The sequence below is a fragment of the Candidatus Pelagibacter bacterium nBUS_44 genome, from assembly GCF_051200895.1.
In the GTDB taxonomy this organism is placed as follows: Bacteria; Pseudomonadota; Alphaproteobacteria; order Pelagibacterales; family Pelagibacteraceae; genus Pelagibacter.
The window spans coordinates 1,212,082-1,225,309 of record NZ_CP172838.1 but is presented as its reverse complement, the minus strand read 5'-3'; the positions used below and the strand labels follow the sequence as shown (position 1 = coordinate 1,225,309).

Annotated in this window: 13 protein-coding genes; all 13 read left to right on the top strand. The window is 32.0% G+C overall.

The genetic code is table 11. The features are described from left to right. Positions 1–5: 5 nt before the first annotated feature. The 13 genes from rplS to ACIJYB_RS06755 are packed head-to-tail and all read left to right on the top strand — an operon-like array spanning position 6 to position 13,208. A complete protein-coding gene (rplS, locus tag ACIJYB_RS06815; protein WP_435150800.1) occupies positions 6–512 on the top strand; it encodes a 50S ribosomal protein L19 in 507 nt (168 codons plus the stop codon). 11 nt (positions 513–523) lie between these two features. Beyond that, the gene (gene leuC, locus ACIJYB_RS06810) at positions 524–1,927 is read left to right on the top strand and encodes a 3-isopropylmalate dehydratase large subunit (RefSeq protein ID WP_435150799.1); all 1,404 of its coding nucleotides are present in this window, start codon (positions 524–526) and stop codon (positions 1,925–1,927) included. Continuing rightward, the gene (gene leuD / locus ACIJYB_RS06805; protein WP_435150797.1) at positions 1,927–2,532 is read left to right on the top strand and encodes a 3-isopropylmalate dehydratase small subunit; all 606 of its coding nucleotides are present in this window, start codon (positions 1,927–1,929) and stop codon (positions 2,530–2,532) included. Before leuC ends, leuD begins: the two co-directional genes overlap by 1 nt. Further along, positions 2,525–3,631, top strand: a complete 1,107-nt coding sequence (leuB, locus tag ACIJYB_RS06800) for a 3-isopropylmalate dehydrogenase (RefSeq protein WP_435150796.1) — start codon at positions 2,525–2,527, stop codon at positions 3,629–3,631. The genes leuD and leuB overlap by 8 nt, the downstream gene beginning before the upstream one ends. Before the next feature lie 26 nt (positions 3,632–3,657). Next, positions 3,658–5,421 carry an acyl-CoA dehydrogenase family protein gene (locus ACIJYB_RS06795; protein WP_435150794.1) on the top strand — a complete coding sequence of 588 codons (1,764 nt, stop codon included), beginning with the start codon at positions 3,658–3,660 and terminating at the stop codon, positions 5,419–5,421. Between the two features lie 2 nt (positions 5,422–5,423). Continuing rightward, a complete protein-coding gene (locus ACIJYB_RS06790) occupies positions 5,424–7,040 on the top strand; it encodes a long-chain-fatty-acid--CoA ligase (RefSeq protein ID WP_435150792.1) in 1,617 nt (538 codons plus the stop codon). A gap of 8 nt (positions 7,041–7,048) precedes the next feature. After that, the gene (locus ACIJYB_RS06785; protein ID WP_435085753.1) at positions 7,049–7,825 is read left to right on the top strand and encodes an alpha/beta fold hydrolase; all 777 of its coding nucleotides are present in this window, start codon (positions 7,049–7,051) and stop codon (positions 7,823–7,825) included. Further along, entirely contained in the window at positions 7,822–8,931 is a 1,110-nt protein-coding gene (locus ACIJYB_RS06780) for a dimethylsulfoniopropionate demethylase (RefSeq protein ID WP_435150791.1), read from the top strand. The genes ACIJYB_RS06785 and ACIJYB_RS06780 overlap by 4 nt, the downstream gene beginning before the upstream one ends. A 19-nt stretch (positions 8,932–8,950) precedes the next feature. After that, the gene (locus ACIJYB_RS06775; protein WP_435085749.1) at positions 8,951–9,958 is read left to right on the top strand and encodes an aspartate-semialdehyde dehydrogenase; all 1,008 of its coding nucleotides are present in this window, start codon (positions 8,951–8,953) and stop codon (positions 9,956–9,958) included. Then, positions 9,948–10,331 (top strand): succinate dehydrogenase, cytochrome b556 subunit, encoded by a 384-nt coding sequence (gene sdhC / locus ACIJYB_RS06770; RefSeq protein WP_435085747.1) that lies wholly within the window; start codon positions 9,948–9,950, stop codon positions 10,329–10,331. The genes ACIJYB_RS06775 and sdhC overlap by 11 nt, the downstream gene beginning before the upstream one ends. Continuing rightward, positions 10,328–10,654: a succinate dehydrogenase, hydrophobic membrane anchor protein gene (gene sdhD / locus ACIJYB_RS06765; protein ID WP_435085745.1), complete on the top strand. Its 327-nt coding sequence runs from the start codon at positions 10,328–10,330 to the stop codon at positions 10,652–10,654. The genes sdhC and sdhD overlap by 4 nt, the downstream gene beginning before the upstream one ends. Beyond that, positions 10,654–12,429, top strand: coding sequence for a succinate dehydrogenase flavoprotein subunit (sdhA, locus tag ACIJYB_RS06760; RefSeq protein WP_435085743.1), 1,776 nt, complete (start codon positions 10,654–10,656; stop codon positions 12,427–12,429). The genes sdhD and sdhA overlap by 1 nt, the downstream gene beginning before the upstream one ends. Then, positions 12,429–13,208 carry a succinate dehydrogenase iron-sulfur subunit gene (locus ACIJYB_RS06755; protein WP_435150789.1) on the top strand — a complete coding sequence of 260 codons (780 nt, stop codon included), beginning with the start codon at positions 12,429–12,431 and terminating at the stop codon, positions 13,206–13,208. Before sdhA ends, ACIJYB_RS06755 begins: the two co-directional genes overlap by 1 nt. Positions 13,209–13,228: the final 20 nt, after the last annotated feature.

Below are 13,228 nucleotides of genomic sequence, written 5' to 3'. Positions count from 1 at the left end.
TTGATATGAAAACAATCGAAGAAATAAACCAACATAACGTTAAAAAAATACTATCTGAGAAAAAAATTCCAGATTTTTATCCAGGAGACGTTGTAAAAGTTGGTGTAAGAATTACAGAAGGTAAAAAAGAGAGAATTCAATATTTTGAAGGTGTTTGTATTGCTAAAAAAAGTAGAGATTTAAATTCATCTTTTACAGTTAGAAAAATTTCTTTTGGAGAAGGTGTTGAAAGAACATTCCCATTATATGGAACGCTAATAGATTCAATAAAAGTAATAAGATCAGGAAAAGTAAGAAGAGCTAAATTATATTATCTAAGAGACAGAACAGGTAAATCAGCAAGAATTGCAGAAAAAATAAGAAAAAAAATTGGAATTGATGTTGATGTGAAGCCAGAAACTGTAACAGAAGAAAACTTAGCACCTGTAGCAGAGGCTCCTAAAGAAGAAGCTCCAGCGACTGAAGCTGCTAAAGAAGAACAAAAATCAGAAAGCCCTTCAGAAAAAAAATAATTTTTTTTTCAATGTCCACTACTCTTTACGATAAAATTTGGAACGATCACTTAGTTGATCAACAAGAGGATGGTACCGCATTACTTTTTGTTGATAGACATTTAGTTCATGAAGTTACTAGCCCACAAGCATTTGAAGGTTTAAGAAATTCTAATAGAAAAGTTAGACACCCTAATTTAACTCTGGCTGTAGCTGATCACAATGTACCTACGACAGATAGAACAAAAGGAATAGCTGATTTAGAGTCAAAAATACAAGTTGATACATTGGAAGTTAATTGTAAAGAATTTGGAGTTCAACTTTTTGGGATGGATGATAAACGACAAGGGATAGTTCATATAATTGGACCTGAACAAGGTTTTACACAACCTGGAACAGTGATAGTTTGTGGTGATAGTCATACTGCAACCCACGGTGCCTTTGGTTCCTTGGCATTTGGTATTGGGACATCTGAGGTTGAACATGTTTTGGCAACACAAACATTAGTTCAAAAAAAAGCGAAAAATTTTAGAATAAATGTTAACGGTCAATTACCACTAGGTGTAACATCAAAAGACGTAATTCTTCAAATTATTGGAAAAATTGGAACAGCTGGTGGAACGGGTTCAGTCATAGAGTATGCTGGTGATTTAATTAGATCTTTAAGTGTTGAACAGAGAATGACTATTTGCAATATGACAATTGAAGGTGGGGCAAGAGCAGGCTTAATAGCGCCGGATGAAAAAATATTTAATTACTTAAAAGGAAAACCCATGTCTCCAAAAGGAGATAATTGGGAAAAAGCTTTAAACTATTGGAACACTCTTAAAACTGATGCAGATGCAAGTTTTGATCAAGAGCTGAATTTAAATGCAGATGAAATTTTACCAATGATTACTTGGGGGACTTCTCCTCAAGATGTAATTACTATAGATGGTAAAGTTCCTAGCCCCCAAAGAGAAAAGGATGAGGATAAAAAGAACTCTATTGAAAGAGCTTTGAAATATATGGGTCTAAAACCAGATATGGCAGCTAAAGACATTAAAATAGATAAAGTATTTATTGGAAGTTGTACAAATGGCAGAATAGAAGACTTAAGAGAAGCAGCTAAAATTTTAAAAGATAAAAAAATATCATCACATGTGAATGCAATGGTTGTTCCAGGTTCTGGTTTAGTAAAAGAACAAGCTGAACAAGAAGGTTTGGATAAAATATTTGTAAATTCTGGTTTTGAATGGAGAGAACCAGGTTGTTCAATGTGTTTAGCAATGAATGCTGATAAATTAAAACCTGAGGAAAGATGTGCTTCTACGTCGAATAGAAATTTTGAAGGACGACAAGGAAGAGGTGGCAGAACTCATTTAGTTAGTCCTGGTATGGCAGCCGCAGCCGCAATATCTGGAAGTCTAGATGATGTGAGGAAGTATCAAAACTAATGCAAAAATTTAATACATTAAAAAGCATACCTGCATATTTGCCTATAGTAAATATTGATACAGACATGATCATTCCAAAGCAATTTTTAAAAACAATAAAAAGAACGGGACTTGGAAAAAATTTATTTTTTGAAATGCGATATGATGATCAGGGTAAAGAAATTAATGAATTCGTTTTAAACCAAAGTCCTTTTAAAGGTTCAAAAATTTTAATTGCTGGTAAAAATTTTGGATGTGGCTCTTCTAGAGAGCATGCACCTTGGGCACTATTAGACTTTGGAATAACGTGTGTAATTAGTTCTAGTTATGCAGATATTTTTTATAGTAATTGTTTTAAAAATGGAATTTTACCTATCATCCTAGAAGAAGAAAAAATTAAAGAGCTATCAGAATATGCGAATAGAAAAGAAGAAATTTCAGTTGATTTAAATGATGAAAAAATAGTTTATGGAAATAATGAAATTAAGTTTGATGTAGATCCATTTAAGAAAAAGTGTTTGCTTGAGGGATTAGACGATATTGCTCTATCTCTTAAAAAATCAGACAAAATTAAAAACTTTGAAACAGATTTAAAAAACAAAAAGCCATGGATTTTTAATGATTAAAGTGAAAAAAAGAAAAATACTTTTATTACCAGGTGATGGGATTGGTCCTGAAGTTATTGGTGAAGTAAAAAAAATTATTAATTGGTTCAATGATAATAAATCATTAGATTTTGAAATAGACGAGGATCTTGCTGGAGGTTGTTCTTATGATAAACATGGGACACCTATAACTGATGAAGTATTTTACAAAGCTTTAGAAAGTGAAGTGGTTATGCTTGGAGCTGTTGGAGGTCCTAAGTGGGATAATTTAGAATTTTCAAAAAAACCAGAAAGAGCATTATTAAAACTTCGAAAAGAATTAAAATTATTCGCTAATTTAAGACCTGCTATTTGTTTTGAACAATTAGTTGATGCATCAACATTAAAGCCAGAAATTGTATCAGGCCTGGACATCATGATCGTAAGAGAATTGACAGGTGGAATATATTTTGGTGAACCAAGAGGTATTAAACCAATTGATAATGGCGAAAGAAAAGGAATTAATACCCACACATATACAACTAGTGAAATTACCAGAGTAGCAAGAGTTGCTTTTGATTTAGCTAAAAAAAGATCAAACAAAGTGACTTCCTGTGAAAAATCAAATGTAATGGAAGCCGGACAGCTTTGGAAAGAAGAGGTTCAAGAACTTCACGATAAAGAGTACAAAGATGTAGAATTAAGTCATATGCTTGCTGATAATTGCGCAATGCAGCTTTTGAGAAACCCAAAACAGTTTGACGTGATAGTAACGGACAATCTATTTGGTGATATGCTATCAGATCAAGCCTCAATGCTTACAGGGTCTTTAGGACTTCTACCATCTGCATCATTAGGAGCAAAAAATAAAGATGGTGAAATGAGAGCTATGTATGAACCCATTCATGGATCAGCACCAGATATTGCGGGTAAAGGAATAGCCAATCCGATTGCATCAATATTAAGCTTTGCAATGGCCCTTAGATATTCATTAGATCTTGATAATGAAGCAGATGCTTTAGAAAAAGCAGTTCAAGAAGTTCTAAATGACGGTCTAAGAACAAAAGATATTCTATCAGAAGGTATGAAAGAGACATCAACTTCTGAAATGGGTGATGCGATAATTTCAAAATTGCAATAATTCTAGAATTATTCTAAAGTTTCCGAATGCCAAGTTATACTGCACCTGTTGAAGACATGTTGTTTCTCTTTGAAAAATTAAGAGACAATAAAAACTATAATGAACTGGAAAAATATAATGAAGTCAGTTCAGATCTAGTTAAAGATATTTTAGAAGAAGCCGCAAAAATTAATCAAAATTTAATTTTACCTCTTGCAAAGATAGGAGATGAAAATCCTGCTATTTTAGAAAATGGAGTGGTTAGAACGCCTCCTGGTTATAAAGAAGCTTACAAAAAATATATTGAAGATGGCTGGACATCATTATCATGTGATCCAAAATATGGTGGACAAGGCATGCCCAAAACAGTTAGTGCGTTTTTTGATGAAATGCTTTCGTCAGCAAGCCTATCTTTTAAATTATATAGCGAACTAAGTATTGGAGCTTACAACTGTATCAATCATCATGCGCCCGAAGAAATTAAAGAAAAATATTTGCCAAAAATAGTTGAAGGAAAATGGAGTGGCACGATGTGTTTAACAGAACCAGTTTGTGGAACAGATTTGGGTTTATTAAAAACAAAAGCTGCTCAACAATCTGATGGCACTTATAAAATTAGTGGTCAAAAAATATTTATTACATCAGGTGATCATGATTTAACTGAAAATATAATTCATTTGGTTTTAGCAAGATCAACAGATTCTCCAACAGGGACGAAAGGTATAAGTTTATTTTTAGTTCCAAAATTTATTGTAAATGAAGATGGGACTGTAGGACAAAGAAATGGAATATCGACAGGATCAATCGAAAGCAAAATGGGTATCAAAGGATCAGCCACATGTGTTTTAAATTTTGATGATGCAACAGGTTATATGATTGGATCAAAAGACAAAGGACTAAATGCTATGTTTACGATGATGAATTTAGAAAGAATTGTTGTTGGTATTCAAGGCTTAGGTATTTCAGAAATTGCATACCAAAATTCCTTGGCTTACGCCAAAGAGAGAAAACAAGGCAAAACTAATAATACAAAATCAACAAATGGAGCAGATTTTATAATTGAACATGCAGATATCAGAAAATCATTATTAAATATGAAATCTATAATTGAGGGAGAAAGAGCCCTATGTTTTTGGCTCTCACAACAAACAGAGGTTAGTCTTTATCATCCAGATGATAAAATTAAACAAGAAGCTTCCGATTACGTTTCACTGATGACCCCAGTGGTAAAATCATTATTTACTGACTTAGCAATGGAAATAACCAATGATGCTATGCAAATTCATGGGGGATATGGATACACAAAAGACCAAGGAATTGAACAACTATATAGAGATAATAGAATCACACCAATTTATGAAGGAACAAATTCAGTTCAAGCGGCTGATTTAGTATTTAGAAAACTTTCAAACAAAAATGGAAATATCATTAAAAAATTTTTAGATATGGTTAAAGGTGTGTGTGATAGTAAAAATGAAAAAGTTAAGTCATATACTAAGGAATTAAATTATTACTTAGATATTTTGCATAAATTTACAGGCTGGATTGATGATAAAACTAAAATTGAAAAAGATGACGTTAGTGCAGCTGCAAATGATTATTTAAAAACGCTTGGCTATGTATCAATAGCATATTCATGGATTAAGGTATTAGAAGTAAGTTTTACTGATTATGAAACTAACAAAGAATTTTATGAAGATAAAATAAACACAGCCAAATTTTATTTTGATAAAGTTTTACCAAGAGCTGAATTCCATTATAAATCCGCAATATCTGGAAGTTCAAATATAATGAATTTTAAATTTAATTAATCATGAGTAGTTACGATAAAAATTTAGATAAAAATAAAGCCAACCATATTCCTCTTACTCCATTAACATTTTTAGAACGAGCTAAAGATGTTTACCCTAATTATGAAGCAATAGTTTATGAGGATAGAAAATATACATGGATTGAAGTTTATAAAAGAGCTGTAAAATTTGCGAGCGCATTATCAAAAATTGGAATTAGTAAAGGAGATACAGTTTCATTTTTAGCGTTTAATACTCCTGAAGTTTTTGAGGCACATTATTCAGTTCCAATGACTGGTGGGGTGTTAAACACTATCAATATCAGATTGGATGCAAACACTATTGCTTATATTTTAGATCACAGCGAAGCCAAAGTATTAGTTGTAGATAGACAGCTTCATGTAGAAGTGAAAAAAGCTTTAAAAAAGATTAATAAAAAAATTATCGTCATTGATATAAATGATAAACATGCTGATCAGTCGAAGTTAGATAAAATTGGTGATTTAGAATATGAGGATTTTTTAAACACAGGTGACGAAAATTATGATTGGCAAATGCCGGAAGATGAATGGCAAGCTATATCCTTAAGTTACACTTCAGGAACAACTGGAAATCCAAAGGGTGTTGTTTATCATCATAGAGGCGCATATTTAATGTCCACTGGAAGTTCAGTTGCCTGGAATATGCCAAATAGGTTAAATTTTCTAACAATTGTTCCAATGTTTCATTGTAATGGTTGGTGTTATCCTTGGACTATCCCAATGTTGAATGGAAGAACTGTATGTCTAAGGAACATAGATGTTAAAAAAATTTTTGAACTAATAGACAAGTATAATGTAACTCATTTTGGTGGTGCCCCAATTATATTAAACATGATTACAGGAGCACCAGAAGCCGATCAAAAAAAACTTAAAAACAAGGTTTATGTGTTAACAGCAGGAGCTCCTCCACCTAGTATAATTTTTAAGAAAATGAAAGATCTTGGTTTTGAAGTAATGCATGTTTATGGTTTAACAGAAACTTATGGTCACGTCACACAATGTTCTTGGAATGATGAGTGGAATAGTTTTGATGAAGATAAACAGAACGAAATTAAAGCAAGACAAGGTGTTAGATATCCAAATACTGAAGGAGTTACCGTCATGGATCCTGAAACAATGAAAGAAGTTTCACGAGATGGAAAAACCATTGGTGAAATTATGATCAGAGGAAATGTAGTAATGAAAGGGTACTTCAAAGATAAAACCGCAACTGATAAAGCAATGGCTGGTGGCTGGTTCCATACTGGTGATTTAGCAGTAATGCACCCAGATGGATATGTTAAGATACAGGATAGATCTAAAGATATTATTATTTCTGGAGGTGAAAATATTTCATCTATTGAAATTGAAAATACACTTGCAAAACATCCGTCTGTATCCATTGCCGCAGTAGTTGCAAAGCCCGACGAAAAATGGGGAGAAGTTCCTTGTGCATTTATAGAAATGGTTCAAGATAAACCAGCTACAGAAAAAGAATTAATAGACTTTTGCAAAGAAACACTAGCAGGTTTTAAAGTGCCTAAAAAAGTTATTTTCTGTGAATTACCAAAAACATCAACAGGAAAAATTCAGAAATTTGAATTAAGAAAACAGTTTTAGGAAATTATTTGATATTCGAACTAGAAAATAAAAATGTTCATGCATCAGATGCTGGACAAGAATTAGATCATAAAAAAGAAACCATTATTTTTCTTCATGGTAGTGGCCTTACACATATTGTTTGGTCTTTAGTTGAGCAATTTTTTTCAAGCAAAAACTACAATGTGTTGTCAATTGATCTTCCAGGACATGGCAATTCAGAGGGTCCTTGCCTTCACACAATTGAAGAGATTGCCGACTGGTTAGAAAAAGTATTTGTTAAATTAAAATTAGAGAAAGTTATTTTGGTTGGTCATTCCCAAGGATGTTTAGAGATGCTTGAATACTCAAATAAATACAGAAGTAGATTGAAAAAATTAGTTTTTATGGGTGGATCTTATAAAATGCCTGTAAATAAAGACTTAATAGATTTAGCGGAAAATGGGGATACAGATGCTGTTAAACTAATGATGAAGTGGTGTTATGAAGGCTCAAAAAAATTTATAGGTGGAAACCCTATAAAAAGAATAATCCAATCTCCAAGAGATATTAGTGAAATATTAGGAGTAGATCTTGTTGCCTGCAATAATTATGTAAATGGTTCTAATGCTGTCAAAACAATTGATTGTCCTACGATGTTTGTCTTTGGTTCATTAGACAAAATGGTTAACATTGAGATTGGAAAAAAATTTGCAAATATGGTTGATAACTCAACTACTCATATAATTGATGGGTGTGGTCACATGATTATGATTGAAAAAGCTTTTGAAATGCGAGAAAAAGTTTTAGAATTTTTACAAAAATGAAAAATTATTCAATAGCAAAATCTAGAAGACTTAGAAGTACCCCTTATACTTCCAGAATAGAAAAACAGGGTGTAACGGCTTATACAGTTTATAATCATATGCTTTTACCTGCTGCGTTTGGATCTATCGCAGATTCTTATGAGCATTTAAAAAAAGATGTTCAAGTTTGGGATGTAGCAGCTGAACGACAAGTTGAAATTCAAGGAAAAGATTCTGCAAAACTTGTCCAATTAATGACGTGTAGAGATTTATCAAAATCAAAAATTGGCAGATGTTATTATTGTCCAATTATTGATGGTTCAGGCAATTTAGTTAATGATCCTGTAGTCTTAAAGTTAGCAGAAGATAAATGGTGGATATCAATTGCTGACTCAGATGTGATTTTTTTTGCAAAAGGTTTAGCATCTGGATATAAATTTGATGTCAAAATTTTTGAACCAGTTGTTGATATTATTGCTGTTCAAGGTCCTAAATCTTTTGATTTAATGGAGAAAGTATTTGGAAAAATAATTAAAGAACTAAAATTTTTTGGTTTTAGTTATTTTGATTTTGAAGGAGTAAAGCATTTAATTGCTAGATCCGGATGGTCTAAACAAGGGGGATACGAGGTGTATGTTCAAGATACACAATCGGGACAGAGATTATATGACCACCTGTTTGAGACAGGAAAAGAATTTAATGTTAAACCAGGTTGCCCAAATTTAATTGAAAGAATTGAAAGTGGATTGCTTTCGTATGGTAATGATTTTGACAATAATGATAATCCTTTCGAATGTGGTTTTGATCAATACGTTTCATTAGATAGTGAAATAAATTTTTTAGGAAAAGAAAATCTTAAAAAAGTTAAACTAAATGGAATTAAAAAAAAACTTATGGGAATTAAATTTGAAGCTAAAGAGGTCAGCTTATCAGGATCATTAGACTTAAAAGATGAAAATAATAACATTATTGGAGAATTAAGATCAGCATGTTATTCACCACATTTCGAAAAAGTAATTGGCATCGCAATGATTAAAAAACCTTACTGGGAAGTGTCTCAAAGTGTGAAAGCTGAGATAAACGGCAATATTTGTACTGGAAACGTTTGCGATTTACCTTTCATTTAGTATAAACTTTAACAAAATCATGAATATAGCTATCGTTGGAGCCACTGGTAATGTAGGCAGAAAAATATTAGAAGTTCTAGAAAGAAAAGATCTAGCTATAGATAATTTATATTTATTAGCATCATCTAGAAGTGCAGGATCTAAAATTATTTTCAATAGAAAAGAGCACGAAGTAATCGATTTAGAGACTTTTGATTTTTCAAAAGTAAAGATCACTTTTTTTGCAGCAGGGGGAAAAATTTCAGAAAATTTTGCTGAAGTTGCAGCAAAACATTCTTTGGTAATTGATAATTCAAGTTTTTATAGAATGGACCCAGATGTCCCATTAATAGTACCTCAGGTAAATTCAGACCATTTACACAACATAAAGAAAAATATTATTGCAAATCCAAACTGTTCGACAGCTCAGCTTGTCATAGCATTAAAGCCGTTGCATGATTTATTTAAGATTAAAAGAATAGTTGTTTCAACATATCAATCAGTTTCAGGAGGTGGCAAGGCTCCCATGGATGAATTGATAGAGCAAACAAAACAAGTTTTACAGAACAATAAAGTTGAGTCTAAAAACTTTACAAAACAGATTGCATTTAATGCAATTCCTCACATAGATGTATTTACAGATGATGGCTACACAAAAGAAGAACTTAAGATGACAAATGAAACAAAAAAAATTTTAGATAGCAAAATTGATTTAACAGCCACTTGTGTAAGATTACCTGTATTGGTTTCTCACTCCGAGTCAGTTAATATAGAATTTGAAAATCCTTTTTCATTGGAAAAAGTTAGAAATGCTTTAGATAATTTTGAAGGATGTAAAGTAATTGATGAAAGAGCTGACAAAGGTTATTCAACACCTGTTGAAGCTGAGGGAAAAGATGAAACTTTTATTTCTCGTATAAGAGAGGACAAAACTGTAAGGAATGGTTTAAATATGTGGATTGTATCAGATAATCTTTTACGAGGTGCAGCTTTAAACGCAGTTGAGATTGCAGAAACATTAATTAAGAATGATTTTTATGGAAAATAAAAATCCTTTATCCCCACATATACAAATCTATAGATGGCACATTTCATCACTAGTATCTATTTCTCACCGAATAACAGGAATTATTAATATTGCTGCAATTACTTTGGTTTGTATTTGGGTTTCTTTTTTAGTGTTAGGTGATGCAAATTATAGTTTAATAAACCAATTCCTAAATTCTATAGTTGGAAAATTTATTGCAATAGGTTTAGTTTGGTCTTTTAGCTTTCAAATGTTAAGTGAAATTAGACACCTGGCCATGGACATGGGTTATGGTTTTGAATTACAAACAACTCGTATCACAGGTCTTATGGTTATCTTTGGATCATTTATATTAACTATTTTGATTTATTTAATAGGTAAAAATTTAATATGAATTTAGCTACAAAAAAATGGATATTTTTAAAGATATCATCAGTGATCTTGTTACCTTTAATGTTTTGGTTTGTAGTAAATTTTATAGAAATTTATGACCAAAATCATTTTGAATTAGTAGAATTTTTTTCTAATTCAGTTTCTAAATTTTTATTTAGCTTATTTATTGTTTTTGCTTATTTTTTTTCTGCACTAAATATTAGTGAGGTTTTTGAAGATTATATAACAGATGATAAAATCAAATATGTCGCAAACAGACTATTATTTATTTCTGCTATAATTATTCCATTATTAACAATTATATTTTTATTTAATCTAAACTAATGAGCTCTTATAAAATTATTGATCATGAATACGATGTAGTTGTTCTTGGAGCAGGTGGATCTGGTCTAAGGGCTGCTGTGGGATTAAGTGAAGCTGGATTAAAAACAGCTTGTATTTCAAAAGTTTTTCCAACAAGAAGTCATACTTCAGCTGCCCAGGGTGGAATTTCAGCCGCTCTAGGAAATATGGGTGAAGATGATTGGAGATGGCATATGTACGATACCGTAAAAGGTGCTGATTGGTTGGGTGATCAGGATAGTATTGAATACTTATGTAAAGAAGCTCCAAAAGCAGTAATTGAGCTAGAAAAATATGGTGTTCCATTTAGCAGAACTGAAGAAGGGAAAATTTATCAAAGACCATTTGGTGGAATGACTAAAAATTATGGAAATGGAATAGTACAAAGAACTTGTGCAGCAGCTGATAGAACTGGCCATGCAATATTGCACACTCTTTATGGACAAGCTTTAAAACATAATACAGAATTTTTTATAGAATATTTTGCTTTAGATTTATTGATGAAAGATGGTGAGTGTAAGGGATTGATTGCATGGAATTTAAATGATGGAACAATTCATAGATTTAGAGCACATTCAGTAATTATTGCAACAGGTGGTTATGGAAAAGTATACTACTCAGCAACTTCAGCTCACACTTGTACTGGTGATGGTAATGCAATGGTTCTTAGAGCTGGATTACCTTTACAAGATATGGAATTTGTACAATTTCATCCAACAGGAATATATGGTCATGGTACTTTAATAACAGAAGGAGCTAGAGGTGAAGGAGGTTATCTAACAAATTCCAAAGGCGAAAGATTTATGGAAAGATATGCTCCAAATGCAAAAGATCTAGCTTCAAGGGACGTAGTAAGTAGGTCAATGTCAATTGAAATTAATGAAGGAAGAGGAGTTGGAAAAGATCACGATCACGTTCATCTTAACTTAAGTCATTTAGATAAAGAAATTATTGAAAGCAGATTGCCAGGTATAACTGATGCTGCAAGATTATTTGCGAATGTTGATGTTACTAAAGAACCGATTCCAGTTGTGCCAACTGTTCATTATAATATGGGAGGTATTCCAACAAATTATAAAGGAGAAGTTTTGACAGTGAATGGTTCTGAAAAAACAGTACCAGGCTTAATGGCTATTGGAGAAGCGGCCTGTGTTTCAGTTCATGGAGCAAATAGATTAGGATCCAATTCTTTAATTGATTTAGTTGTTTTTGGAAGAGCAGCAGCAAAAAGAGCTTCTGAATTAGTTAAACCTGGGGCACCACATGAAGAAATTAGTGAGAATGAAACACAAAAATGTATTGATAGATTTGATAAAATTAGAAATGCAGAAGGAGATACTGGTACAGCTGAATTAAGATTAGCAATGCAGAAAACAATGCAATCTAAATGTGCAGTTTTTAGAACAGAAAAAACTCTCAAAGAAGGTGTCGAAGAAATAAGAAAAACTTACGATGGATTAGGTTCTATATCAGTAAAAGACAAGTCATTAGTATTTAATACGGATTTAGTAGAAACTTTAGAATTCGATAATTTAATTAGACAAGCTGTAGTGACAGTAGATTCTGCGTATAATAGAAAAGAAAGTAGAGGAGCGCATGCTCGAGAAGATTATCCTAAAAGAGATGATGAAAAATTTATGCAACATACACTCGCTTGGTGTGATGGTAAGAATACAAAAATTGGTTACAGAGAAGTACACAAGACTACTCTAACAAATGAAGTGCAGTATTTTCCACCACAAGAAAGAGTGTATTAATGGTTCAAATAAATTTACCTAAAAATTCTGAAGTAACTAAAGGTAAATATTATCAAGATAAAACTGGTTCAAAAAATTTAAGAAAAGTAAACGTTTATAGATGGGACCCTTCTACAGGAGAAAACCCCAGGTTAGATACTTATGAAGTGGATATGGATAACTGTCCATCAAAAGTTTTGGATATTCTTAATAAAATTAAGAATGAAATTGATCCAACATTAGCTTATCGAAGATCTTGCGCACATGGAGTTTGTGGATCTTGTGCTATGAACATGGGGGGTAAAAATGGTCTTGCATGCACCACGCCTCATGCAGAAATTGATGGTGATATAGATATTTATCCCTTACCGCACTTAAAAGTTAAAAGAGATTTGATTGGTGACTTAGATGGGCTTTACAAACAATATCAATCAATTGAACCTTGGTTAAAAAATAATTCAACGAAAGAAACAACTGAAATAATCCAATCAAAAGAAGAAAGAGCCAAACTTGATGGTGCCTATGAATGTATTATGTGTGCATGTTGTTCAACATCTTGTCCAAGCTACTGGTGGAATGGTGATAAATATTTAGGTCCTGCAGTTCTTCTTCAAGCTTATAGATGGATCATTGATAGTAGAGATGAAGAGAGAAAAGAAAGATTAAAAAAAGTTGCAGATGAATTAAAACTTTATAGATGTCACACTATTCTAAATTGTACAAATGCTTGTCCAAAAGGCTTGAATCCAGCAAAAGCAATTGCAGAAATTAAAAAAATGATTGCTACAGCTAATGTTTAAATAGACTAACAAGCTTTTTT

Coding starts and splice junctions, on each gene's coding strand:
- rplS (WP_435150800.1), top strand. CDS start 6: ATGAAAACAATCGAAGAAATAAACCAACATAACGTTAAAAAAATACTA.
- leuC (WP_435150799.1), top strand. CDS start 524: ATGTCCACTACTCTTTACGATAAAATTTGGAACGATCACTTAGTTGAT.
- leuD (WP_435150797.1), top strand. CDS start 1,927: ATGCAAAAATTTAATACATTAAAAAGCATACCTGCATATTTGCCTATA.
- leuB (WP_435150796.1), top strand. CDS start 2,525: ATGATTAAAGTGAAAAAAAGAAAAATACTTTTATTACCAGGTGATGGG.
- ACIJYB_RS06795 (WP_435150794.1), top strand. CDS start 3,658: ATGCCAAGTTATACTGCACCTGTTGAAGACATGTTGTTTCTCTTTGAA.
- ACIJYB_RS06790 (WP_435150792.1), top strand. CDS start 5,424: ATGAGTAGTTACGATAAAAATTTAGATAAAAATAAAGCCAACCATATT.
- ACIJYB_RS06780 (WP_435150791.1), top strand. CDS start 7,822: ATGAAAAATTATTCAATAGCAAAATCTAGAAGACTTAGAAGTACCCCT.
- ACIJYB_RS06775 (WP_435085749.1), top strand. CDS start 8,951: ATGAATATAGCTATCGTTGGAGCCACTGGTAATGTAGGCAGAAAAATA.
- sdhC (WP_435085747.1), top strand. CDS start 9,948: ATGGAAAATAAAAATCCTTTATCCCCACATATACAAATCTATAGATGG.
- sdhD (WP_435085745.1), top strand. CDS start 10,328: ATGAATTTAGCTACAAAAAAATGGATATTTTTAAAGATATCATCAGTG.
- sdhA (WP_435085743.1), top strand. CDS start 10,654: ATGAGCTCTTATAAAATTATTGATCATGAATACGATGTAGTTGTTCTT.
- ACIJYB_RS06755 (WP_435150789.1), top strand. CDS start 12,429: ATGGTTCAAATAAATTTACCTAAAAATTCTGAAGTAACTAAAGGTAAA.